A 21596-nucleotide genomic window follows, 5' to 3' on the forward strand; every position below is an offset into this window, starting at 1 on the left:
AGCCCTCCGGCGTCCTTATAGGAGATGTCGCGATGTGGCCGGTCGCGCTACTGGCGATGGCAATCTGGCGCCATGCGACGGTAGCCATCGCCGCCCATGGAACCGATATCGCCTACCACCGGCGCGGCGGTCTCAAGGGTCGTGCCTATGGCGTGTACCTCGCGCTCGGCGCGCGTCTTTGCCGCCGGTGCATCCTCATCGCCAATTCCCGCGCCACGGCCTCGGTCGTCGCGGACGCCGGCTGGACGCGAAGCGAAGTGCTCCTTCTCGGGACCGACCTGCACGCCGCGTCGATCGAGCGGCGCCACAACGGAAAATTGCTTTTTGCAGGCCGGCTCATCCCGAGAAAAGGCTGCGGCTGGTTCACTCGCGAAGTGTTGCCGAAACTGCCCGGCTCTATCTCCCTTCAGGTGGCTGGGACCGATTGGGGCGGCGAGTTGAGTCGCCTTCCCGAACCAGACCGCGTCGAATTTCTCGGCAATCTCAGTCCCCAGGATCTCGCCAAGGCCTATTCCCGCGCCCTTGCCGTCATCGTCCCGAATCTCGACGACGTGAACGGGGAATACGAAGGCTTTGGCCTCGTGGCGGCGGAAGCGGCGGCGTGCGGGGCAGTGGTCCTCGCATCCGACCACGGCGGACTGCGCGATGCCGTGCTTGACGGCGTTACCGGCCAGCTTCTGCCTCCGGGCGACGCTGACGCATGGGTGAATGCGATAGAGAAGGTCATGTCCTTGACTGCATCCGAGCGGGAAGAGCGCCAAGAGCGCGCACGGCAAGCCGCAATTCGGCGGTTCAGCTGGGACGCTTACGCGCTGGCAGTTTCCGACCTCCTGACAAACACTCGCTAGCTCCAGGTTCTGGCGCGAAGGACGGAGTTGTCCTGGCTCCTTGCAGCCAGCCTTCGCGCAAGGAATGTGTAGAAGAACCAGTCCATCAGGTTCTCCGGCAATATCTTGTAGAGTAGCCGCTCGAAAGGCGTCCAGCTTCGCTTGTCCGGTCCATCCCTCCGGTCGGACGCAAAGATTACATGATCGCGATCGTATACCAGCTTGCCGAAGCGACCGATCCTGTTCACGATCTCATGGTCGAACAGAACGAACCGCCAGATAGTCTCGTCGAACCCGCCAGAGCGTTCGTAGGCGGAACGGCGATAGATGTGGCCCGCCCCCCCGGCGTGGCACTTGTCCGGGAAAAACCTGATCTGCAGCCATCTGTCCGGTGGCATTCTCCGGTTTGTCCTCGATCCAAGATTCACCGCCAGAACGGCTGCAGCCCGTTCTTCCTCTCTCGCCAGATCGATCGCACGGCCGACATAGCTGGGCGGGTAGTAAGTGTCGGCATCGACCGTGCCGATGAGCTCCGCCGTCGTCGCTCCAATCCCGGTCTGCAGCGCGTAGAGCTGCCCAGGCCGCTCTTCCGTGAGCCAGGTCGTCGAAATTCCCGGGTAATCGGACAGCACCCGCTTCGCGATTTCCGTCGTTCCGTCAGTCGATGCGTTGTCGACGAGCACGAGTGAAAATTCCTGCCGGCGCTGAGCGATCAGGGACCGCAGCGTCGCCTCGATGAAGTTCTCCTCATTGTAGTACGGGAGGACCAGATCGATCTTCGCAGGGCCGGACGCTGAATGGGACATCGTCATTCCTTTCAGATCAGGCGTCGGAGACCGATCGAGACGAGTTCTTTGCTGGACGAGAAAAACCGCCCCCGCATGAGCTCGCCCGCCATCTTCAATCGGTCCGTATATCCCAAAGTTGCGCGCGACATCCCCTTCAGGAGGATGCCGGCAGTCAAGGACGGGATGCGCGAGATTTCCGTGGGCGCATCACGCTGCTGCGAGATCCAGCCTGCTTCGAAGTCGAATACCAGGTCCATCACCTTTCCGGCGGAGTACCGCCGATCCAACTCGCCGACGGTTACGAAGCGCGCCACGGCCTGCGCACCCTCGTCGCTCAAGGCCCCATTTTCGGCGAGGGAGCGTTGGGCAATCGCAATGGCGTTCTGCTCCTGTGCCGTGCGTCTGACGCGCGAGACACTGGTGTCGTGCTGGCGTAGCGCGACCAAGGTATCTCCCAGCCTTGCGCCCTTGCCGATCCGCAGCAGCCGTTGCCAGAAATCGAAATCCTGCGCGGTCACGAATTGCTCATCGTAGCGAAGATCGTGGTCCAAAAGCGCCGATCTTCGGATCATGGCGGACGAGTGGACGATCGGCGGCGTAAAATTCGCGAGATACGCCGTCTCGGCGCTGGTCAGTGCGCCCCGCCCGCGTCGGACGGATCGGCCCGATGCGTCTACGACCTTTTCCCTGCTGCCGACGAAAACATGGTCCGGGTTCGCGTCGAGAAACTCGGTCTGCCGCGCAAGCCTTTCCGGCATCGCCAGATCGTCGGCATCCAGGCGCGCAATGTATTTGCTTCTCGCCAATCCCAAGCCCCGATTGAGCGAAGCGGTGAGTCCGATATTTCGTTCATTCGGATAGACTCTGGTCCCGGGGTGATTTGCTGCATGGGCCGCGAGCATGTCCGCCGTCGCGTCGGTCGAGCCGTCATCGATGACCAGCAATTCGAAGTCCCGCATCGTCTGGCTTGCCACACTTTCGAGCGCGGCCGGCAGGAACCGGGCGCCGTTGTGGACGGCCATCAGGATGGTGACGAGAGGCGAGGACACTTTTGATTTCGGCTCGTTCGAGAAAAGAAACCTTCCGGGCGCATCTGCTAGCAATCGCGAAACCAGTCGGATAGCATAAGGCCGGACCTAACACTCGTAATGCTCCGTTTTGATCTTCTGCAAGGACTTGGGACCATCGATACCTCCGCCCAGCTGTATTCCCGTGGTTTTCATGATGATCGTCATGCACGCACTCATCGCGCGGCGCTCGAGATACTCGGCTTTCTCCACCGGCTGGTCGAGTTCGAAAGCCTTTGCGATTTCGGCTGCGGGGTTGGAAGCTGGCTGGCGGCCGCAGAGGAAATCGGAATTTCGGACGTCCGTGGGTACGAAGGCACATGGGCCCGGGAAGCCGACATGGTTGTTGCGCCCGAAATCATCGATCTCAGGGATTTACGCCAGCCGATCGGCACCGATCGACGCTTCGATCTCGCCATGACCCTGGAGGTGGCTGAACACCTGCCTGAGGATCGCGCTGCGACCTTCGTGGCAGATCTCTGCGCACATAGCGACCTCGTCCTGTTTTCGGCGGCGATCCCGATGCAGGGCGGCGTAGGCCACATCAACGAGCGCTGGCCGAGCTACTGGGCCGAATTCTTTTCCGGCAACGGGTACGATCCGTTCGATATCGTCCGGCCGCATTTCTGGAACGAGCGGCACATTCCCTTCTGGTATCGCCAGAATACCCTTGTCTACGCGAAGCGAGGGTCTGAGAAGGTCGACCTGCTGGCGAAAGCGGATCCGGCCAGCCGGTCCCTGCTGGATCTCGTCCATCCGGAGCAATACGAATTTGCAGAGGCTGCACAGCCCAAGCGAGCGATAGCCCGAAAGGTCAGACAGGCCCTTGGACGGGGCTGAACTGGCTCTCGCGTTTGCGCAATTCGCGTAAGGTTGCGATCCAGCCATAGCCAAGCCAGACAACTTCGAACGCGATATGACCGAGGGCGAGCCCGACCAGTCCGAGCGGTCCCAACGCCAAAGCGGCCACGACAGCAAAAGCGACTGTCCCGGCAATGACGGCACCGAGGAAACGGCCCGAAAGGTCGATCGCAAGCATGACGGGCATCAGGGGCACCCCGCTTAAAAATAGTGTCCGCGCCCCGAACAGGAGGATCGCGACGAACGCCGCCAGCACGAACTCCGTCCCGAAGACCATTCGCATGATGCTCTCTGAGAACAGCGCGAAGCCAGCCGTTGCGATTATTCCTGCGACCATACCGACGACCGAAACGCCCATCGCCATACGTCTCAGGGACCTGAAGTCGCGCTGGGAAGCGAACCGCGAAAGAGGCGCGCTCACCACTTGGCGCAACGGCCAGCCGAGCTGGCCCAGTGCTCCGGACAATGCCTTGGCCGCGCGAAGGAGGCTTGCCGCAGCCGGTCCCAGCAGTCCGCCGGCGATGAGAACGTCACCGTCCTGGGTCAGCATCCGCACGCCAAGCGAAGCGTTCGTCTGCCACAACTGCGACCAGAAATTCGGACTCATGGCGACAGCGCCCCGGGCATCGGATCGCGCGATGTCGTAACTGGAGTGCGTCAACACCGACCAGGTCATACCGAGGAAGCAGAGGTTGGCGACGATCTCACCTGCAATCCAGACCCCAAGGAGATCGACGACATCTCCTCCGAGCAACCAGACAGAGACTGTCCCGCAAAACACCAGCAAGGCGTGGAAGGTGGACCGGCCACCAATCATCCAGAAGCGCCCCATGCATCGCAGGGCAGCCTCGGCGGCACCGAACAGCCGCGTCGGGATCACCAGACTGTAGACGATCGCGGCCACCAGCCATTCGTCGGCGAGGCCGAAGTACGAACCGACCAGGAAGAGCCCGACAATGGAAACCCCCATCGCCAGGACGGCGGTGGCGAGATCGATGATCAGCCCCGCCTTGATCAGTCCTGCGAACCATTCGTCGCGTCCGCTCTCTTCGGCTTCGCTCAGGAACCGGGTCAGCACGTTGACCGACTGGAAATTCAGCAAGCCGTCGACCACCCGGACCCATGTCTGGACAAGGATGAGCATGCCCAGTGCTTCTATCTCGAGCGCCCTCGCCGCGATGGCCAGCGTGCCTATTTGCAACAGCGATGCCGCGGCATTGGAGCCGATCAGTTTCGCCCAGCCTTTTGCTACATCGAGGTACAACGCGATCTCCTTGGCACGTCCATGCTTCGCCGGGGTTAGCTATCAAAGAGCCTTTGCAATTTGTTCACCAAGTTTTGCCATAGCCTCGCCGGACTTCAGATTTTGAAAGCTGTCGGGTCGGCAAGGGGTGAATAGATGAGTGCATTCGGACGCAAGACCGGACCTGGCGGGATGAAACCGGGTTCCCGGCCCGCCTTCGGTGTCGCGCGCCCCATGCGCGGGGGGGACGGAAAACCTTCGGGCGCTCCGCAGGGGGGCGAACAGTTCCCGCCGCTGCCCGGACAGGGTGCCGAACCCGAAGACGTCGGGTCGCCCTCCGCTCCGAAGAAGGAAGACGCGATGACGCGTCTGGCGGACCGCGCCAACGCGATCCATGCCAACCAGTCGGAAGTCGGCGGCTTCGAAGCCAGCGTTCACAAGATCAAGGAACAGGTGCTACCGCGCCTGCTCGAACGCGTCGATCCGGAAGCGGCCGCGACGCTGACCAAGGACGAGCTGTCGGAAGAATTCCGGCCGATCATCCTGGAAGTGCTCGCAGAGCTCAAGGTCACCCTCAACCGGCGCGAGCAGTTCGCGCTGGAAAAGGTCCTGATTGACGAGCTCCTTGGCTTCGGCCCGCTCGAAGAGCTGCTGAACGATCCCGACGTGTCCGACATCATGGTCAACGGACCTGAACAGACCTACATCGAAAAGAAGGGCAAGCTGCAGTTGGCCCCGATCCAGTTCCGCGACGAAAGCCACCTGTTCCAGATCGCCCAGCGGATCGTGAACCAGGTCGGCCGCCGCGTCGACCAGACCACCCCGCTCGCCGACGCCCGTCTCAAGGACGGCAGCCGCGTCAACGTCATCGTTCCGCCCCTCTCTCTGCGCGGCACCGCGATCTCCATTCGTAAGTTCTCCGAAAAGCCGATCACGCTCGATAACCTCAAGGACTGGGGTTCGATGAGCGAGAAGATGTGTACGGCCCTGAAGATCGCGGGCGCCTGCCGGATGAACATCGTCATTTCGGGCGGTACGGGTTCGGGCAAGACGACGATGCTGAACTCGCTGTCGAAGATGATCGACCCGGGCGAGCGCGTTTTGACGATCGAGGACGCGGCCGAACTTCGCCTGCAGCAGCCGCACTGGCTGCCGCTGGAAACGCGTCCCCCCAACCTCGAGGGCCAGGGCGCCATCACCATCGGCGACCTCGTCAAGAACGCCCTGCGTATGCGCCCGGACCGCATCATTCTGGGCGAAATTCGCGGCGCGGAGTGTTTCGACCTCCTCGCCGCGATGAATACGGGCCACGATGGTTCGATGTGTACGCTTCACGCCAACTCCCCTCGAGAGTGCCTCGGTCGTATGGAGAACATGATCCTGATGGGCGACATCAAGATCCCGAAGGAAGCCATCAGCCGTCAGATCGCGGAGTCCGTCGATCTCATCGTGCAGGTGAAGCGCCTTCGCGACGGTACGCGCCGGACCACCAATGTCACCGAGGTCATCGGAATGGAAGGCGACGTGATCGTCACGCAGGAACTCTTCAAGTTCGAGTACCTGGACGAGAGCGAGGACGGAAAGATCCTCGGCGAGTTCCGTTCGAGTGGCCTGCGTCCGTACACGCTCGAAAAGGCACGCCAGTTCGGCTTCGACCAGGCGTACCTCGAAGCCTGCCTCTGAGGCGCTAGCCGCGCAGCATCGCCGGCACGGCCATGGCCAGCAGACCGCCGCCGACCACTGCGCAAGCGAGGAAGATCGGTGTCCAGTTTATCATGCCGACGCGGTCGAACCGCGTGCGCTTGCGCTGAAAGCGCTCTGCGAGGAGCGCCAGCGCGGCGAGGAGCAGGAACCCTCCGCCCCACAGCGCCATGATGGTCGCTTCGCTCGCGAAAGTGACGAAGTCGGGCAGTTTCATGGCGCCCTATCTGGCGTTCGTTCGGCCGAGCGCAAGGCGTTGCGACGATGGTCCGGAACCGCCCGTGAAACGGAACGTTCGGCTCGCAGGTGGGAATTCCAATCACTCGAAAGGAACAAGTCATGATCCGCAAGATCGCTCTGAGCGTAGCCATCGGTGCACTGGGACTGTCGGCTACGGCCTGCAACACGGTCAAGGGCCTCGGCCAGGATGTCGAGTCCGTGGGCGAAGCCGGTGAAGACGCTATCGATTGATCGCCATCGCCCGAATGTGAAAGCGCCCGCCCTGAAAAGGCGGGCGTTTTCGTATCAGGACCTGCGATAGACGAGAATCAGGTTGTTGGCCGGCATCGGGTAGCGCGCATTGCGGATGAACCCGTGTTCGTTCGCGACGGTATCGACATCGTCTGTGTTCCTCAGCCCCCAGTCCGGATTCCGCTGGCGAAGGCTGTCGTCAAACTGCAGATTGCTGTCTGCCGTTTCGACCCCTGCTTCCAGGAACGGACCATAGAGGATTAGCTTACCTCCGGTCTGCAGCACGACTGCCGCCCCTGCAAACAGGCTCGTCGTGGCACTCCACGGACTGATGTGGAGCATGTTCACGCACAGGATCGCGTCGGCGCGGTCGATGGGCCATCGCTCCTCCGATGCATCGAGAGCGAGTGGCTCTGCGATGTTTCCCAGCCCGCTGTCCTCGGACCAGGCGGCAATCGATTCAAGTGCTTCCGTGTCGAGATCGGTCGGTTGCCAGACGAGGTGCGGGAACCGGCGCGCCAGGAACACCGCGTGTTCGCCGGAGCCGCTGGCGATTTCCAGCACCGTGCCCCGTTCCGGCAATTCCGTTTCCAGAACCCGTGCGATTGGTTCGCTGTTGCGTGCCGTGGCCGGGGCGTACCTCTTCATGCCGCCAGCTCGCCCAGTTCTCCGGCAGCACGGCGGATCGCATCGTTGTCGTGCACGAAGCGGCCCGACGCCTTGCGCTTGGCAAGCGAGAGGCACGCTCTAGCCACAGTCGCGGCGGGGATCGACCTCGCCTTGGCGGCTCCGCCTTGCAGGAACAGGTCCACGACTGGACTGGCCAGCCGGCCGAGGCCTTCCAGCACACGCAGGTCGTTATCCCGCTTCCCGCGCAGCAGGCCCGGCCGCAGGATGTCGAGACGCTTGAACTGCAGGTGGGACAGGTCCCTGTCCGTCTCTCCCTTGACCCTCAGGTAGAAGGTCTTGGCGTTGTAGTCCGCGCCCACGGACGAGACAGCAACGAAGCGTGTCGCCCCCGTTTCACGGGCCGCCCTCGCCACTTCCATGACGAGGTCGTGGTCGACCGCGCGGAATGCTTCCTCGTCGCGCTCCGCCTTTTTCCAGGTGGTGCCGAGCGTGCTCACCACCACGTCCGGGCGCATCGTCCGAAGGATGTCGGTCCAGGCATCGCTCCCCGCCACGATGAGCTCCATGTGCGCCCCGGCGGGAAGGCCGAACTCGCGCCGTGCGACGGCGGTGAGCCGGAGGTCGGCGCGGCCGACGGCCTCCCGGATGATCTGGCTGCCCACCAACCCGGTCGAGCCGAACAGGGCAATCCTGACCGGCTCAGACATTGCTGAGGCCCTCGGGCTTGCGCCCGTAGATGGCGCGGTACTGGTCCATGGCGAACCGGTCGGTCATGCCGGCGATGAAGTCCGCGATATGCCGCGTGCGGGCAGGTTCCGTTTCCGGCAGGGTCGCGCGCCACCCCTGCGTGAGCAGCGCCGTGTCCTGATCGTAGGCGGCATAGAGCCTCGCCACCACGTCGCGGGCGCGCTCCGCCGCGGCGAGCTGGTCTGTATGATGGTACAGATTGTCGTACATGAAGCGCTTCAATCGCCGCTCCTGTGACGCCATCGTGGGCGAAAAGCCAGAGATCTGGCGCCCCGCCCCCCGGATATCCTCGACCGTTTTCAGCCCTTCCAGGTTCGCCCGCGTGTGCTCCAGCACATCGTTCACCATCAGCCCGATCTGGCCGCGCACCAGCTCGCGCAGCTTGCGATCGTGCGGCGCCTGCGGGAAGCGGCGTTCGACGTCGCGCCACTGGTCAGCGACGAAGTCCAGCGCCAGGATCTGGTCGAGCGTGATGAAGCCGGCGCGTAGGCCGTCGTCGATATCGTGGTTGTCGTAGGCGATGTCGTCGGCGACGGCGGCGACCTGCGCTTCCAGGCTGGGCCAGCGCGCCAGGTCAAGCGGGACTGCGGCGTCCAGTTCCTCCAGCGCCCAGTTCGACGCGGCGGTCGGTCCGTTGTGCTTCGCCATGCCTTCCAGCACTTCCCACGACAAGTTCAGGCCGGGATAGGCGCAATAGGGGCTTTCGAGCCGCATCAGCACGCGCAGCGACTGCGCGTTGTGGTCGAAGCCGCCATGGCGCGCGGTCGCCTGGCTGAGCGCCTTTTCCCCCGCATGGCCGAAAGGCGGGTGGCCGATATCGTGCGCCAGGCACAGGGCTTCGGTCAGGTCCTCGTCCAGCCGCAGTGCGCGGGCAAGTACGCGGCCGATCTGCGCGACTTCCAGGCTGTGAGTCAGGCGGGTGCGGTAATGGTCGCCATCGGGCGCGATGAAGACCTGCGTCTTGGACCGCAGGCGGCGAAAGGCGATCGAGTGGATGATCCGGTCGCGGTCGCGCTGGAAGGCGGAGCGCGGGCCGCGGGGGCCGTCCCGTTCCTCGGGAAATTCGCGGCCGCGGCTGTGCGCAGGATCGGAGGCGTAGGGGGCACGGTCCATTGTGGCTGGCGATCTATGCGATGTGCGATTCGGCGACAATGCCGGGTGTGCCGGCCGTGCCGGAAAGGCGGGCGACCGGGCGCGTTTTTACGACCGCTCGCCGAAAATCCAGTCGACCGCCGCTTCGCAGTGGATGCGCGCGGAGTCGTAAATCGGCAGCACGTTGGCGTCGATGTCCACCACCAGTTCCAGCTCCGTGCAGGCGAGGACGATCGCCTTGGCGCCTTCCTGCTCCTTGCGCGTGATGACCGTCTTCAGCAGCCGTTCCGCGTCGCGGGTCGCCTTGCCTAGCATCAGCTGTTCGTAGATCAGCGCGTCGACGCCATCGACCGTTTCCATGTCGGGCGGCAGCAGCTCGATGCCGTGGGCGACGAGCCGCTCGCGATAGAAGCTCTCCGTCATGACGTTGCGCGTGCCGATCATGGCGGCGCTGGTCACTTCGTCCTGCGCCATGCGCTGGCCCACGCAGTCCGCGATGTGGAGGATCGGGATCGAGACCGCTTCGGCCACCCGGTCGTAGACGCGGTGCATCGAGTTCGCGCAGATCGCCAGGCCTTCCGCGCCCGCCCGCTCCAGCCGCCGGGCGGAATCGATCAGCACGCCCGCCGCACGGTCCCAGTCTGCGCCATCGCGCAGGCCGTAGAGCGTGCGGAAGTCGAGGCTCTCGATCAGCAGCGGCGCGCTCGCCATCGGTTCGGCGCGGCGTTGCACCTTGCGATTGATGGTCTCGTAATAGGTACGGGTGGAAACCCAGCTCATCCCCCCGATCAACCCAAGCTTGCGCAATTCGTCATCCTTTCATCATCGCATGGCACCGGCGGATGGAATGCGGGCCGTGCTTCATTGCCGGTCAACAGACAGGGTTTACGTGGCCCCGTCGATAGCTTCCGCGCCGTTTTCCCGAAGCGTGTCGAGCCAGAGTTGCAAATCCGCCACGCTGCGTTCGGCGGCCTCCTCCATCGGCAGGTGGCCGATGCCCGGATAGACGACCGGCGGCGCGCTGCGCGGCAGGCGCTCGGCGAACCAGTCCGCCGCCTCCACCGGGATCAGCGCATCCTCATCGCCCCAGATGATCAGCGCCGGCACGTCGATCGAGCCGAGCTCCGCATCGGTATAGGGCGTGCGATCGCGGGTGGAGAAGCGGTCCACCGTCGCCTGCCGGTTGCCGGGATAGCGCAGCAGTTCCCAGTACCGGTCGACGGCTTCGGGCGTTACGATCGCCGCGTTGGACACGCTCTGGCGCAGGCTGCTTTCGACCAGCGAGCGCGGCGTGACCTGCGTCATAAGCCAGCTCGCCCCCGGTGTCTGCGCGATGGCGAAGCCGATATTGCCCTGCGTCTCCCGCAGTTCAGGCGCGCCCGCCGCGTCGAGCAGCACGATACCGTCAAGCCGGTCGCCATGGTCGAGCGCGTAGGCGAGCGTCACCCAGCCGCCCATCGAATTTCCGCCGAGGACGAAGCGGCCCAGCCCCAGCGCGTCCGCCACCGCGTCGACATCCGCGGCAAAGGCGGCGCGGTCGTATCTCCGGTCGGGCGCGGGACCGGTCAGGCCGTGCCCACGCTGGTCGAAGCGCACGACGCGGTAGTTGTTGCGCAGGGCTTCCGCCCATGGCTCCCAAGTGTGGAGATCCGAATTGGAGCCGTGCAGCAGCACGATGGCGGGCGCATTGCGCGGCCCCTCGTCCCTCACATGCACTTCGCGCCCGTCGGGCAGTGTCACGAACTGCGAAGGCGGGCCGCCATACTTCGCCCGCATCGCGGCGGGATCGGTGTCCGGCGTGCGCAGGACGAGGAACGCGACTACCAGTACGATGGCCAGCACTGCCGCGACTCGCAGGGCCCATTTCAGCACCCCTCCCCTCCTTCCGTCGCGGCCGAACGGGGAGACATGGACCGCATGGACCACTGTCCTGGCAAAGAAAAATCGGCCCCACATGACCGCCCGCCAAGGGCAGTCGGAAGAGGCGTGAAAGACGGCATCGTGTCCATGGCCGCGACATTATCACCGAAGGGCCTTTGTAGGACAGATCGAACCGCACCGGCAGGATGCGTCAGCTCAGGAAGCGGGCATTCCCTCTATCCAGCGACGCACCGCTGCTACGCCGTCCGGATCGACCGTCGACTTGCCCAGTTCCGGCATGGCCACACCCGGTTCCACGCTGTCCATCCGGTGGACCATGATGGACCGGTCCGGTTCGCCCGGCAGGATGGAGAATTCGTGCCCGCCCGATCCGCGCCCGGCCGCGACCGGGCGCTTCAGGATGCCGAGCGCGATCGCGCCGTCCTGCTCCCAGCGCAGGTCCAGACCGGAATTGGACGCGGTCGCCGCGGGACGATGGCAATGGGCGCAATTCACGTCGAGATAGGCACGCGCCACCTGCTCCGCGTCCGCATCGGCGCGGTCTTCCCAGACCGGCAGAGTGTCGGCCCCCTCGGGCATGCGGTCGAGCGCGCCCGCCTCGACCATCTGCGCCAGCCAGCCATGCGCCATGTTGCGCGCCTTCGGCCCGATCGGGACGACCGCGCCGTTGAGGCCATGACATTCCTTGCACTGGTTCTTGTTCGGCACGCGGTAGCTGATCGTGTCCCCGCCCGGCCGCTCGACCTCCAGCCGAGCACCAGCCAGCGCCAGCGTGGCGTCGGTCTGTTCCTCGTTCCACTTGTAGGGGAGCGCCAGCCAGCCATCCGCACGGTGCAGCAGCAGCCGCGTCTCTATCAGGCGCCGGTCTGCCCCTTCCCCGAACGCGAAAGTCTTGATGATCGCGCTGCCGACCGGGAATTGAAGCAGCCCTTCCCCGTCCGCCGCCAGGCTCTTCCCGTCGGGCAGGAAGACGAAGCGCAGCTTTTCCGCACCGTCCGAATAGAGCGGCATGTTGAGCCGGTAGGGCGTGACTTCGAAATTGGGCTGTTGCCCGGCGAGGTCGGTGAAGAAATTATATTCGGACAGCGCGCGCCGCGTTCCTTCCATGACCGCATCGTCGTTCACCGGCGCTGGCGAGCGCGCCAGTCCGGTGGCCGCGATGAAGCTGGCGACCGCGAGGCAGAAGACACCGCGTCCTATCACCGCAGGCGCGCTTCCAGTTCGACCGGTGCACCGATGCCGGCCATGTCGAAATCCGCGGCGGGGGATGCCGCTTGCAGGGGTGCCGGCCTCGCCGCGGCGAAATCCTGTCCCGGCTCGGTCAGGCCGAGAGTCCAGCCCGCCTGTCCGTCCGCCACGCGCAGGCCCGGATCGTCCGTCATCTCGGAAATGCCGTCCCACATGATCGGGGGCAGGCTGCCGCCGAAGGCCGCCAGCAACATGTCCTTTCCGTCGAACTGCGGATCGTCCCCGCCGCGCCCGAAGGCATTGGTCCCGATGACCACGTTGCGGGCATAGGGGTTGTAGGTCTCGTCATCGAACGGCTGCGTGTAGGCGATCACCATCACATGGGCGGTCGGATTGTTCTCGAACACGTTGTCTTCGACCAGCACGTTCTCGTTCGCCATCACCAGCACGCCGGTGCCGCGGCGCACGCTGGCGACAATATTGCCCGCCGGGGCGAAATTGGCGGTGTCGTTCGCGACCACGAGATTGCGGCGGACGATCACGTTGCCCCCGCCCATCACCGGCAAGTTGGGCAGGTCGAACACCAGGATGCCGCCGGTGTTGCGGGTGGCGATGTTGTTCTCGACCAGCGCGTTGCGGCTGTTCTCGATCTCGATCCCGGCGACGTTCGCTTCCACGATGGAATTGCGCACCGTGATCCGGTCGCTCTGCCCGACATAAATCCCGGCATCGGATGCGCCGGACACCTTGGACCCGTCCACCAGCACGCCGGTGCTTTCGACCGGGTAGATGCCGTAGGCGCCGTTGTTCTCGTCCGGCCCGTTGGTCCAGGTCACGCGGATGCGGTGGTAGATGATGTTGTCCGCGCCCTTGGACTTGACCCCGTCCCCCTTGGGGTTTTCCAGCGCGAAATCCCGCAGCAGGACGTTGTCGCTCGTCACCAGCAGGCCTTCGCCCGCGCCCTGCTGTCCGGTGAAGTCCAGCACGGTTTCGTCCATGCCGGCCCCGCGCACGATCACGTCGTCCACGTCGAGGCTGAGCCCATCGGTCAGGGCGAAGGTCCCGGCGCCCAGTTCCACGACGTCGCCCGGCTCGGCCAGGATCAGGGCCTCCTGTAGCCGTTCCTGCGCGCCGTCCCCCGGTTCGACCGCGATGGTCCGGGCGGCGAGCGGGGCCGAGATTGCGGTTGCGGCCATCAGGGCCGCGGCGAGCGCGCGTGATGTCGGTTTCATGCTATGGTCATCCTCTCGCGCACAGTATGCGCCACTAATCGCCCGAAACCAAGGGCTTGCCCAGTGCGTTGACCGGACGACGCCGCAATTCGAGGAATTTTCCATGCGACACACTGCCGCGATCACCGCCCTGGCAGGCGCAACGCTGGCCTTCGCGGGCCCCGCCCACGCCGCGCCTGAATCCATTGCCGGAAACTGGAAGACCGACGACGGCAACGCGATCGTCAACTTCTACAAGTGCGGATCGGGCATGTGCGGCAAGATCACCCGCTTCCTGGTCGCCGAACCGGAAGGGGGCGAGCGCGACCGCAAGAACCCGGACAAGTCCAAGCGCGACCGACCTGTGAAGGGCCTGACCATCTTCTGGTCGCTAACGCCCGACGGGGACGAATGGGACGGCAAGGGATACAGCCCCAAGGAGGGCCGTTATTTCAACGCGGAACTCCAGAAGGTCGGCAACCGGCTGAAGATCAAGGGCTGCGTCGCGGTGTTCTGCCGAACCGCCTATTTCACGAAAGCGTAAGGCAGGTCACTCCGCCAGCCCGATCTGGCACAGGGCGGCGGACGTGCTGGTCACCGTCAGCACCTCGGCATCGCCCACCCGGGCAACGCGGTCGAGATAGTCTTCCAGGCTATCCTCTTCCGCGTCGTCGGCGGGCTTCTTCAACTCTTCCAGCTTGCGCAACTGGTCGATCGTGAGGCGGTCGACCATCCGGCCCGCCATGCACCCGGCAGTCCGGTCACCGACGCCCGCATCGACCAGCGCGGAGCGGACACGGGATTCGGCGATTTGGGTGATGCAGCCGGACAGGACCAGCGCGCCGGCGAGCAGCAGGGCACCGCGCATCAGTCGAGCGCCTTCACGATTTCCTCGACCATCTTCTTCGCATCCGAAAGCAGCATCATCGTCTGGTCCATGTAGAAAACGTCGTTGTCGACGCCGGCATAGCCGACCCCGCCCATCGACCGCTTGATGAAGAACACCTGTTTCGCCTTGTCCACGTCGAACACGGGCATGCCGTAGATGGGGCTGGACTTGTCGGTCTTGGCCGCCGGATTGACCACGTCGTTCGCGCCGATGATGAAGGCGACGTCCGCCTGCGCGAACTCGGAATTGATGTCCTCCAGCTCGAACACGTTCTCGTAAGGCACCTGCGCTTCGGCCAGCAGCACGTTCATGTGCCCCGGCATGCGTCCGGCGACGGGGTGGATGGCGTATTTCACTTCCACGCCCTTCTCCTCGAGCAGATCGGCCATCTCGCGCAGCGCGTGCTGCGCCTGTGCCACGGCCATGCCGTAACCGGGAATGATGATGACCTTTTCCGCCTGCTCCAGCATGAAGGCCGCATCGGCGGCGCTGCCCTGCTTGTAGGGGCGCTGCTCGCGCGCCTCGCCCCCGCCTGCCGCGGCATCCGCGCCGAAGCCGCCCGCGATCACGGAAATGAAGCTGCGGTTCATCGCCCGGCACATGATGTAGCTGAGGATCGCGCCGGACGAGCCGACCAGCGCGCCGGTGATGATCATGGCGCTGTTGCCCAGCGTGAAGCCCATCGCCGCCGCCGCCCAGCCCGAATAACTGTTCAGCATCGACACCACGACCGGCATGTCCGCCCCGCCGATCGGGATGATCAGCAGAAAACCGATGGCGAAGGCCAGCACGGTCAGCGCGATGACGAAGGGCAGGTTCGCATCGCCCACGGTCAGTGCGAACAGGGCGGTCAGCACCAGTATCGCCGCCAGAGTGCCCAAATTGATAAAATGACGCGCGGGCAGCAGGATCGGCGATCCGCTCATCCGGCCGGACAGCTTGGCGAACGCGATGACGGATCCGGAAAAGGTGATCGCGCCAATGGCGATGCCGAGACCCATCTCGATCTTGCTGACCGGATCGATGCCGCCGTCGGGCAGCAGCAGGCCGAACGCGCCCGGATTGAGATAGGCGGCCCAGCCCACCAGAACGGCAGCGAGGCCGACGAGGCTGTGGAACGCCGCCACCAGTTCCGGCATCGCGGTCATGGCGATGCGGCGGGCGATCAGGAACCCGATGAGCCCCCCGATGGCGATCGCGATCGCGATCTCGACGATGTTCGCGACGTCATGGGTGACCAGGGTGGTCACGACCGCGATCAGCATACCCGCCATGCCGAAGCGGTTGCCCTGACGGCTGGTCGAGGGATGCGACAGTCCGCGCAGCGCGAGGATGAAGCACACGCCGGAAATCAGGTAGGCGAGCGCGACCCAATGGTTCACGCCGCCGGCATCGGCGCCAGCCGCCAGCATGGAGAGCATCATTTGCCCTCCTTCTTCTTGTACATCGCGAGCATCCGCTCGGTCACCGCGAAGCCGCCGAAGATGTTGATGCTGGCGAGCACCACGCCCGCCAGCCCGAGCCACTTGGCGACCGCGCTACCCGCTTCCGCGCTGGCGATCAGCGCGCCGACGATGATGACCGAGGAAATCGCGTTCGTCACCGCCATCAGGGGCGTGTGAAGCGCGGGCGTGACCGACCAGACCACGTAATAGCCGACGAAACACGCCAGCACGAAAATCGACAGGATGGTTATGAAATCCAACGCCCCTCTCCTTCGGGAAAGGGTTGTGCAACAGCCACGCCGCCATGTCGAGGCTCCGCGTGACATACGAAAAACCCGGAGCTTTCGCCCCGGGCTTCCCGTTTCGTCATTGCTGCTTTGGCGGCGATTACATCGCCGGCATCAGCACGCCGTCGATCACGTGCACGACGCCGTTCGACTGGCGCACATTGGCCTGCGTCACCGTACCCATGGAGCCGTTCTGGCCCATGACGACGATGTTGTTGCCCTGCTTGCGGAAGGTCAGGTTGCCGCCACTCACCGTCGGAAGCGTGGCGGTGCCGCCACCGTTCTCGATCAGCGAGTTGAGCGCGGCCGCATCGACGTTGCCCGATACCACGTGATAGGTCAGCACGCCCTGCAGCATCTGCTGGTTTTCCGGCTGCTGGAGCGACTGGACGGTCGCGGCCGGCACCTTCTGGAACGCGGCATTGGTCGGCGCGAAGACCGTGAACGGACCCGGTCCCTGCAGCGCCTGCGCCAGGTCGGCCGCCTGCACGAGACTGACGAGCGTGGTCAGGTTCGACGCTTCGCTGGCGTTCTGGACGATGTTGCGCGACGGCAGCATCTGCGCCCCGCCGACGACCGGGATGGAGGCTGTGGTGGACGTGGAAGCGGTCGTCTGCGTGGAAGTTTCCGTGGCCATGTCGTCGTCCATGGAATCGGCCATGCCGTCATCCATGGTGGTGCACGCCGCAGTGGCGAGTGCGAGGGCGGAAATGGCTGCGATGGAACGGAGGTTCATGTGGCAAGTCCCTTTGTTGCGTGGCGTTAACAGGCCATCAATGGGATTGCGCGGTGCTTGTTCCTGATTTTAATCAATAGCCCGCGGCGGTCCGGCTGCTCAGCCGCGCAGCTTTTCCGCCATCAGAGACTGCAGCCGGCTGACGTCGGACTTGCGCCCGATCTTGAACTGGATCGGCTGGTGACCGGACAGGTAGATCTTGATCTCGGCATCCAGGTCGAACGTCCCGGCGCTCTCGATCGCGAAGGCGGTCACCGATTTGTAGGGGACGGAGAAATACTGCCGCTTGCTGCCGGTCAGCCCCTGCACATCCATGTGCAGCACGCGCCAGTCGGTGAAGACGATCCAGTCGCGCATCGTCTTGTAGGCGACCCACACGCGTTCCCCTTCGGTCAGCGCGTGCGCATGATCGTGCGCGAATTCCTCCGGCGAGGCTTCGGTCGCGTTGAGCAGTCCCATATCCCTGTCCCCTGTCCCCTCAGGCCGCGCCGGTCAGGCGCGCCAGCCTATCCAGCCGGGCCTGCGCATCGGCAAGGTCGGCGTCCAGCCGTTCGAGTGTTTCCGGCGTGTCCGTCTCGCCGCATTCCACCGGGACACCCGCCCAGTAATGATCGTGATCGGCCTCGACCGAAGCGAAATCCACCGCACGGGGGGAGTCGGCGACCGAGGCCTTTATTTGCGCATAACGCGCGCGCTGCGCTTCGTAACGCGCAAGCTGGTCCGGGTCTTCGGTATAGCCGCACACGGGGTTCAGGATGCCGTACACCTCCCGGACCTCGGCCCGGATAGCCGCGCCTTCGCGCGCCTTTGCCGGACCATAGGCGTCAGCTGTGTCCGCCGGGCCGGAGTTGCAGGCGGCCAGCACGGCGATCGGCATGACCGCGAGGATTGCCCTCACCCGAGCAGTCTTTCGTTCACCACCTTGCCGTCGCGGGTGAGGCGCACCGCACTGCCGATCTCGTCGTCCAGCACGGGTCCGCCCTGCTCCTCGTCCCAGAAGGCCGACAGGAAATTGTAGAAGTTGCGCGACAGCAGCGCGCTCGCATCCGCTGCGAGATGGCTGGGCGTGTTGGAATAGCCCATGATCGAAACGCCGTGCCGCTCCACGATCTCGTCCGTCCTCGAACCTTCCACGTTGCCGCCCTGCGCCACGGCGAGGTCGAAGATCACGCTGCCCGGCTTCATCGTGGCGATCTGCGCATCGCTGATCAGGCGCGGCGCGGCCCGGCCTGGGATAAGCGCGGTGGTGATAACGATGTCCTGCTTGGAGATATGCGCGGACACGAGCTCGGCCTGCGCCGCCTTGTACTCGTCGCTCATTTCCGTGGCGTAGCCGCCGGCACCCTCGCCCTCGATCCCGGCGACCTTCTCCACAAAGATCGCCTTGGCGCCCAGGCTTTCGATCTGCTCCTTCGTCGCGGCGCGCACGTCCGTCGCGGAAACCTGCGCACCCAGCCGGCGACCGGTGGCGATCGCCTGGAGCCCGGCGACACCGACCCCCATCACGAACAGCTTCGCCGCGCTGACCGTGCCCGCGGCGGTCATCATCATCGGGAAGGCGCGGCCGTAGGTATCGGCCGCCGCGAGCACGGCCTTGTATCCCGAAAGGTTGGACTGGCTGGACAACACGTCCATGCTCTGCGCCCGGGTGATGCGCGGCATGAATTCCATCGACAGCGCTTCCAGCCCGGCGGCCGCGTAGGCATCAACCGTCTCGCGCTTCTGGAACGGGTCGAACAGGGCCGCGACCTTCGCGCCCGGCCGCACATTGCCCAGCAGGCCGGTATCGGGCGCCTGCACGCCCAGCACGATGTCCGCGCCTTCGGTCGCCTGCGCGACCGGCGCGACATCCGCCCCGGCTTCGCGATAGGCTTCGTCGGCAATGGCGGCATGGCGGCCTGCGCCCTCTTCCACCGCGACGGTGGCGCCCAGCGCGATGAACTTCTTCACCGTCTCGGGCGTGGCGGCGACCCGCCGTTCCCCGGCGGCGCGTTCGGCAAGGACCGCGATGCGCAACCGACCGACCTAGTCGGCGATCAGGATGACGACGACCAGCGCAATGATCGCGATCAGCGGCACCGTCCATTTGAGGGTGCCCATGAAGCTGTCATACGTCTTCCGAGCCTTTTCGATATCGTTGGTGGCCATTGCAGGTCGTCCCCAGGAAAGCTGAACTCTATTGCCGCGACCTATCGCGCGGACGCGACGGCATCAAGCCATTCCGCGCGTTCCCACAGGCTTAATCGGACCTTTACCGCTTCGCCCTAATGCTTCGGTTCTGTGCCGCAACGGGACGGTTTTGTGGGGACTATGGCAAGCGAAGACACGCGCCTTCTGATGTTGATCGACGACGAGCCGGCGCAGAGCCGGCTGATCACCGCGCTCGCCGCGCGCGAGGGGTGGCGTACGCTGGTGGTCGCCGATCCGGAAACCGCGATCGCCACGCTGGGCACGCGGCAGGGCATGCAATTGTCCGCCATCATCCTCGACCAGTGGGTGCCGGGCGAAGATGCCTGCAGCCTGATCCACGAACTGAAGACACGCCGGCCGGCCATGCCGATCCTGATGCTGACGGCGAGCACCAGCCCGCTGCTGGCAGTCGAAGCCATGCGCGCGGGCGCCACCGACTACCTGATCAAGCCGATCGCGCCCGACCGCCTGATGAGCGCGCTGCGCAGCGCGACCAAGCGCGAGGCGCCCAAGGACGAGTTGCAGCCGCTGACGGAGAAGATGCCGGCGGTCCTCGATTTCGACGCCATGATCGGCACCGAACCAAAGTTCCGAGCGGCGTTGGCCAAGGCGGCGAAGGCCGCGCGCGGCCATGGTCATGCCCTGATCCAGGGCGAAAGCGGCACCGGCAAGGAGATGCTGCTGCGCGCGATGGTTGCCGCCAGTCCGCGTTCCAAGGCGCCGTTCCGGCTGATCAACGTGTCCGGCGTTCCGGCCAACTCCATCGAATCGCTGCTGTTCGGCCACGAACAGGGTGCCTTTGCCGGCGCGTTCGACCGCCAGGTCGGCGCGATCCAGCATTGCGACGGCGGCACGCTGGTGCTCGACGAGATCGACCGCCTGCCGCTCTCGCTCCAGACCAAGCTGGCCGAAACGCTGGAAAGCCGCATCGTACGCCCGCTGGGCGCGACGCACGGCTTCAAGATCGACATCCGGGTCATGGCGGCGAGCGACCTTCCGCTGGACGCGCTGGTCGAACAGGACGGGTTCGACCGCGATCTGCTGGCCGCCATATTCGCCACCCGGATCGAGCTGCCGCCGCTGCGCGAGCGGCCCGGCGACATTACTGCGCTGACCCGCCATTTCCTTTCCCGCATCGGGGAGCAGCCGGGCCTGCGACACCTGTCGATCACCGACAGCGCGTTGGCGCTGCTGGCCGCGTTCGACTGGCCGGGCAATGTCCGCCAGTTGCAAGCCGTGCTGTTCCGCGCCGCGGTGTTCTGCGACGGCGAATCGCTGACGGCGGACCACTTCCCGCAGCTGTCCGAACTGCTGGGCGAGATCGACAGCGATTACGCCAATCCGCTGCAGGAAGGCGTCGGCGTCATGCTTTACACGCCCGACGGCAATCTCCGCCCGCTGGAAGACATCGAGGCGGACGTCATCCGCCTCGCCATCGGCCACTACCGCGGCCGCATGACCGAAGTGGCGCGCCGGCTCGGCATCGGGCGGTCCACGCTCTACCGCAAGCTGGGCGACTTGGGCATCGACAACGCCGCCTGAGCGTCTAAGCGTTTCGGCCATGACCGAAGGCTACGATTTCGCAAACCGCACCGCGCTCGTCACGGGCGCCGCATCCGGCATCGGCGCGGCCTGCGCCCGCTGGCTGGACCGGCACGGCATCGGCCGGCTGGTCCTCGTCGACAGGGACCGCGAGGGTCTCGACGCGCTCGATCTGGGCTGCACCGTCGAAGCGCACGGCGCGGACGTGGCGGACCCCGATTTCTGGAGCACGCTCGAAGGCAGCATCGGCCGGCTCGACCATGCGGTGGTCAATGCGGGCATCGGCGAAGGCGGCCCCATGGCGGAGCAGAGCTTCACCGACTGGCGCCGCGTGATGGCGGTCAATCTCGACGGCGCGTTCCTGACCCTGGGCACCGCGTTGCGGCGCATGCAGGCCGGCGATGGCGGCAGCATCGTGCTGACCGCATCGGTCACCGGGATGAAGCCCGTTCCCGGCATCGGCGCCTATGGCGTGTCCAAGGCAGCGGTGGCGCACATGGCGCGGATCGCCGCGGCGGAGAATACCGGCAAGGGCATCCGGGTGAACGCGATCGCGCCGGGCGGCGTCGATACCAACATCTGGAACAGCTCGCCCCAGTTCCTCGCGGGCGTCGAGGCGCACGGGCGCGACGCGACATTGCAGGCGATGGCCGCGACCACGCCGCGCGGCCGCTTCGCGACGCCGGACGAACTGGCCCGCGAGATCGGCTTCCTGCTGAGCGATGCCGCCGCGAACGTGACCGGCACCGTGCTGGTCAGCGACGGCGGCTTCACGCTCTAGTCCGGGCGCCCCGCCTCTC

Annotated in this window: 26 protein-coding genes; 7 read left to right on the forward strand and 19 right to left on the reverse strand. The window is 65.2% G+C overall.

Annotation, left to right across the window (positions count from 1 at the left end; translation table 11 throughout):
- Window positions 1–32: 32 nt before the first annotated feature.
- A complete protein-coding gene (locus tag AB1K63_RS05895; protein ID WP_366959031.1) occupies window positions 33–848 on the forward strand; it encodes a glycosyltransferase in 816 nt (271 codons plus the stop codon).
- Here the strand turns inward: AB1K63_RS05895 and AB1K63_RS05900 are convergent.
- Both AB1K63_RS05900 and AB1K63_RS05905 read right to left on the reverse strand, forming a co-directional pair.
- Entirely contained in the window at window positions 845–1633 is a 789-nt protein-coding gene (locus AB1K63_RS05900) for a glycosyltransferase family 2 protein (RefSeq protein ID WP_366959032.1), read from the reverse strand. The genes AB1K63_RS05895 and AB1K63_RS05900 overlap by 4 nt on opposite strands.
- 11 nt (window positions 1634–1644) lie before the next feature.
- A complete protein-coding gene (locus AB1K63_RS05905) occupies window positions 1645–2637 on the reverse strand; it encodes a glycosyltransferase family A protein (protein WP_366959033.1) in 993 nt (330 codons plus the stop codon).
- 126 nt (window positions 2638–2763) lie between these two features.
- Here AB1K63_RS05905 and AB1K63_RS05910 point away from each other — a divergent pair, with 126 nt between their 5' ends.
- Window positions 2764–3522 carry a methyltransferase domain-containing protein gene (locus AB1K63_RS05910; protein ID WP_366959034.1) on the forward strand — a complete coding sequence of 253 codons (759 nt, stop codon included), beginning with the start codon at window positions 2764–2766 and terminating at the stop codon, window positions 3520–3522.
- Here the strand turns inward: AB1K63_RS05910 and AB1K63_RS05915 are convergent.
- Window positions 3497–4807 carry a hypothetical protein gene (locus AB1K63_RS05915; protein ID WP_366959036.1) on the reverse strand — a complete coding sequence of 437 codons (1311 nt, stop codon included), beginning with the start codon at window positions 4805–4807 and terminating at the stop codon, window positions 3497–3499. The genes AB1K63_RS05910 and AB1K63_RS05915 overlap by 26 nt on opposite strands.
- A 135-nt stretch (window positions 4808–4942) precedes the next feature.
- Here AB1K63_RS05915 and AB1K63_RS05920 point away from each other — a divergent pair, with 135 nt between their 5' ends.
- Window positions 4943–6469 carry a CpaF family protein gene (locus tag AB1K63_RS05920; protein ID WP_366959037.1) on the forward strand — a complete coding sequence of 509 codons (1527 nt, stop codon included), beginning with the start codon at window positions 4943–4945 and terminating at the stop codon, window positions 6467–6469.
- A 4-nt stretch (window positions 6470–6473) separates the two neighbouring features.
- Here AB1K63_RS05920 and AB1K63_RS05925 read toward each other — a convergent pair whose 3' ends face one another.
- Complete coding sequence (locus AB1K63_RS05925; RefSeq protein WP_366959038.1) at window positions 6474–6704, reverse strand: hypothetical protein; 231 nt, start codon at window positions 6702–6704, stop codon at window positions 6474–6476.
- A 122-nt stretch (window positions 6705–6826) separates the two neighbouring features.
- On the opposite strand from AB1K63_RS05925, the gene AB1K63_RS05930 reads away from it, so the two are divergent.
- The gene (locus tag AB1K63_RS05930) at window positions 6827–6958 is read left to right on the forward strand and encodes an entericidin A/B family lipoprotein (protein ID WP_366959039.1); all 132 of its coding nucleotides are present in this window, start codon (window positions 6827–6829) and stop codon (window positions 6956–6958) included.
- A gap of 54 nt (window positions 6959–7012) precedes the next feature.
- On the opposite strand, the gene AB1K63_RS05935 is transcribed toward AB1K63_RS05930, so the two are convergent.
- The 7 genes from AB1K63_RS05935 to AB1K63_RS05965 form a co-directional block, all read right to left on the reverse strand.
- Window positions 7013–7606: a DUF938 domain-containing protein gene (locus tag AB1K63_RS05935; RefSeq protein WP_366959040.1), complete on the reverse strand. Its 594-nt coding sequence runs from the start codon at window positions 7604–7606 to the stop codon at window positions 7013–7015.
- Window positions 7603–8295, reverse strand: coding sequence for an NAD(P)H-binding protein (locus tag AB1K63_RS05940; protein WP_366959041.1), 693 nt, complete (start codon window positions 8293–8295; stop codon window positions 7603–7605). Before AB1K63_RS05940 ends, AB1K63_RS05935 begins: the two co-directional genes overlap by 4 nt.
- On the reverse strand, window positions 8288–9448 hold the full coding sequence (locus tag AB1K63_RS05945; RefSeq protein WP_366959042.1) for a deoxyguanosinetriphosphate triphosphohydrolase: 1161 nt from the start codon (window positions 9446–9448) through the stop codon (window positions 8288–8290). The genes AB1K63_RS05940 and AB1K63_RS05945 overlap by 8 nt, the downstream gene beginning before the upstream one ends.
- 87 nt (window positions 9449–9535) lie before the next feature.
- Window positions 9536–10234: an amino acid racemase gene (locus AB1K63_RS05950; RefSeq protein WP_366959043.1), complete on the reverse strand. Its 699-nt coding sequence runs from the start codon at window positions 10232–10234 to the stop codon at window positions 9536–9538.
- Window positions 10235–10312: 78 nt separating this feature from the next.
- Window positions 10313–11299: an alpha/beta hydrolase gene (locus AB1K63_RS05955; RefSeq protein WP_366959044.1), complete on the reverse strand. Its 987-nt coding sequence runs from the start codon at window positions 11297–11299 to the stop codon at window positions 10313–10315.
- Between the two features lie 204 nt (window positions 11300–11503).
- Entirely contained in the window at window positions 11504–12511 is a 1008-nt protein-coding gene (locus tag AB1K63_RS05960; protein WP_366959045.1) for an SO2930 family diheme c-type cytochrome, read from the reverse strand.
- Window positions 12508–13728 (reverse strand): parallel beta-helix domain-containing protein, encoded by a 1221-nt coding sequence (locus tag AB1K63_RS05965; RefSeq protein WP_366959046.1) that lies wholly within the window; start codon window positions 13726–13728, stop codon window positions 12508–12510. Before AB1K63_RS05965 ends, AB1K63_RS05960 begins: the two co-directional genes overlap by 4 nt.
- Before the next feature lie 103 nt (window positions 13729–13831).
- Here AB1K63_RS05965 and AB1K63_RS05970 point away from each other — a divergent pair, with 103 nt between their 5' ends.
- Window positions 13832–14251 (forward strand): DUF2147 domain-containing protein, encoded by a 420-nt coding sequence (locus AB1K63_RS05970; protein ID WP_366959047.1) that lies wholly within the window; start codon window positions 13832–13834, stop codon window positions 14249–14251.
- 6 nt (window positions 14252–14257) lie between these two features.
- Here AB1K63_RS05970 and AB1K63_RS05975 read toward each other — a convergent pair whose 3' ends face one another.
- The 8 genes from AB1K63_RS05975 to AB1K63_RS06010 form a co-directional block, all read right to left on the reverse strand.
- Window positions 14258–14575 carry a hypothetical protein gene (locus tag AB1K63_RS05975; RefSeq protein WP_366959048.1) on the reverse strand — a complete coding sequence of 106 codons (318 nt, stop codon included), beginning with the start codon at window positions 14573–14575 and terminating at the stop codon, window positions 14258–14260.
- Window positions 14575–16020, reverse strand: a complete 1446-nt coding sequence (locus AB1K63_RS05980) for an NAD(P)(+) transhydrogenase (Re/Si-specific) subunit beta (protein WP_366959049.1) — start codon at window positions 16018–16020, stop codon at window positions 14575–14577. The genes AB1K63_RS05975 and AB1K63_RS05980 overlap by 1 nt, the downstream gene beginning before the upstream one ends.
- Window positions 16017–16301, reverse strand: coding sequence for an NAD(P) transhydrogenase subunit alpha (locus tag AB1K63_RS05985; RefSeq protein WP_366959050.1), 285 nt, complete (start codon window positions 16299–16301; stop codon window positions 16017–16019). The genes AB1K63_RS05980 and AB1K63_RS05985 overlap by 4 nt, the downstream gene beginning before the upstream one ends.
- Before the next feature lie 127 nt (window positions 16302–16428).
- The gene (locus AB1K63_RS05990; protein WP_366959051.1) at window positions 16429–17064 is read right to left on the reverse strand and encodes a fasciclin domain-containing protein; all 636 of its coding nucleotides are present in this window, start codon (window positions 17062–17064) and stop codon (window positions 16429–16431) included.
- A 99-nt stretch (window positions 17065–17163) separates the two neighbouring features.
- Window positions 17164–17523 (reverse strand): PH domain-containing protein, encoded by a 360-nt coding sequence (locus AB1K63_RS05995; RefSeq protein WP_366959052.1) that lies wholly within the window; start codon window positions 17521–17523, stop codon window positions 17164–17166.
- A gap of 19 nt (window positions 17524–17542) precedes the next feature.
- Entirely contained in the window at window positions 17543–17962 is a 420-nt protein-coding gene (locus AB1K63_RS06000; RefSeq protein WP_366959053.1) for a hypothetical protein, read from the reverse strand.
- On the reverse strand, window positions 17959–19080 hold the full coding sequence (locus tag AB1K63_RS06005) for an NAD(P) transhydrogenase subunit alpha (RefSeq protein WP_366959054.1): 1122 nt from the start codon (window positions 19078–19080) through the stop codon (window positions 17959–17961). Before AB1K63_RS06005 ends, AB1K63_RS06000 begins: the two co-directional genes overlap by 4 nt.
- 9 nt (window positions 19081–19089) lie before the next feature.
- Window positions 19090–19212 (reverse strand): aa3-type cytochrome c oxidase subunit IV, encoded by a 123-nt coding sequence (locus AB1K63_RS06010; protein WP_366959055.1) that lies wholly within the window; start codon window positions 19210–19212, stop codon window positions 19090–19092.
- Between the two features lie 162 nt (window positions 19213–19374).
- Here AB1K63_RS06010 and AB1K63_RS06015 point away from each other — a divergent pair, with 162 nt between their 5' ends.
- On the forward strand, window positions 19375–20796 hold the full coding sequence (locus AB1K63_RS06015; protein WP_366959056.1) for a sigma-54 dependent transcriptional regulator: 1422 nt from the start codon (window positions 19375–19377) through the stop codon (window positions 20794–20796).
- 19 nt (window positions 20797–20815) lie between these two features.
- On the forward strand, window positions 20816–21577 hold the full coding sequence (locus AB1K63_RS06020) for an SDR family oxidoreductase (protein ID WP_366959057.1): 762 nt from the start codon (window positions 20816–20818) through the stop codon (window positions 21575–21577).
- Window positions 21578–21596: the final 19 nt, after the last annotated feature.

Source organism: Qipengyuania sp. JC766 (assembly GCF_040717445.1).
Lineage (GTDB): Bacteria > Pseudomonadota > Alphaproteobacteria > Sphingomonadales > Sphingomonadaceae > JC766.

What these genes read in the sequence shown, in the direction of transcription:
- AB1K63_RS06020 (WP_366959057.1), top strand. Translation starts at nt 20,816, where the DNA reads ATGACCGAAGGCTACGATTTCGCAAACCGCACCGCGCTCGTCACGGGC.
- AB1K63_RS05990 (WP_366959051.1), bottom strand. Translation starts at nt 17,064, where the DNA reads ATGAACCTCCGTTCCATCGCAGCCATTTCCGCCCTCGCACTCGCCACT.
- AB1K63_RS05920 (WP_366959037.1), top strand. Translation starts at nt 4,943, where the DNA reads ATGAGTGCATTCGGACGCAAGACCGGACCTGGCGGGATGAAACCGGGT.
- AB1K63_RS06015 (WP_366959056.1), top strand. Translation starts at nt 19,375, where the DNA reads ATGGCAAGCGAAGACACGCGCCTTCTGATGTTGATCGACGACGAGCCG.
- AB1K63_RS05975 (WP_366959048.1), bottom strand. Translation starts at nt 14,575, where the DNA reads ATGCGCGGTGCCCTGCTGCTCGCCGGCGCGCTGGTCCTGTCCGGCTGC.
- AB1K63_RS05980 (WP_366959049.1), bottom strand. Translation starts at nt 16,020, where the DNA reads ATGATGCTCTCCATGCTGGCGGCTGGCGCCGATGCCGGCGGCGTGAAC.
- AB1K63_RS05970 (WP_366959047.1), top strand. Translation starts at nt 13,832, where the DNA reads ATGCGACACACTGCCGCGATCACCGCCCTGGCAGGCGCAACGCTGGCC.
- AB1K63_RS05895 (WP_366959031.1), top strand. Translation starts at nt 33, where the DNA reads ATGTGGCCGGTCGCGCTACTGGCGATGGCAATCTGGCGCCATGCGACG.
- AB1K63_RS05910 (WP_366959034.1), top strand. Translation starts at nt 2,764, where the DNA reads ATGCTCCGTTTTGATCTTCTGCAAGGACTTGGGACCATCGATACCTCC.
- AB1K63_RS06010 (WP_366959055.1), bottom strand. Translation starts at nt 19,212, where the DNA reads ATGGCCACCAACGATATCGAAAAGGCTCGGAAGACGTATGACAGCTTC.
- AB1K63_RS05930 (WP_366959039.1), top strand. Translation starts at nt 6,827, where the DNA reads ATGATCCGCAAGATCGCTCTGAGCGTAGCCATCGGTGCACTGGGACTG.
- AB1K63_RS05940 (WP_366959041.1), bottom strand. Translation starts at nt 8,295, where the DNA reads ATGTCTGAGCCGGTCAGGATTGCCCTGTTCGGCTCGACCGGGTTGGTG.
- AB1K63_RS05995 (WP_366959052.1), bottom strand. Translation starts at nt 17,523, where the DNA reads ATGGGACTGCTCAACGCGACCGAAGCCTCGCCGGAGGAATTCGCGCAC.
- AB1K63_RS05965 (WP_366959046.1), bottom strand. Translation starts at nt 13,728, where the DNA reads ATGAAACCGACATCACGCGCGCTCGCCGCGGCCCTGATGGCCGCAACC.
- AB1K63_RS05905 (WP_366959033.1), bottom strand. Translation starts at nt 2,637, where the DNA reads ATGGCCGTCCACAACGGCGCCCGGTTCCTGCCGGCCGCGCTCGAAAGT.
- AB1K63_RS05935 (WP_366959040.1), bottom strand. Translation starts at nt 7,606, where the DNA reads ATGAAGAGGTACGCCCCGGCCACGGCACGCAACAGCGAACCAATCGCA.
- AB1K63_RS05945 (WP_366959042.1), bottom strand. Translation starts at nt 9,448, where the DNA reads ATGGACCGTGCCCCCTACGCCTCCGATCCTGCGCACAGCCGCGGCCGC.
- AB1K63_RS05900 (WP_366959032.1), bottom strand. Translation starts at nt 1,633, where the DNA reads ATGTCCCATTCAGCGTCCGGCCCTGCGAAGATCGATCTGGTCCTCCCG.
- AB1K63_RS05925 (WP_366959038.1), bottom strand. Translation starts at nt 6,704, where the DNA reads ATGAAACTGCCCGACTTCGTCACTTTCGCGAGCGAAGCGACCATCATG.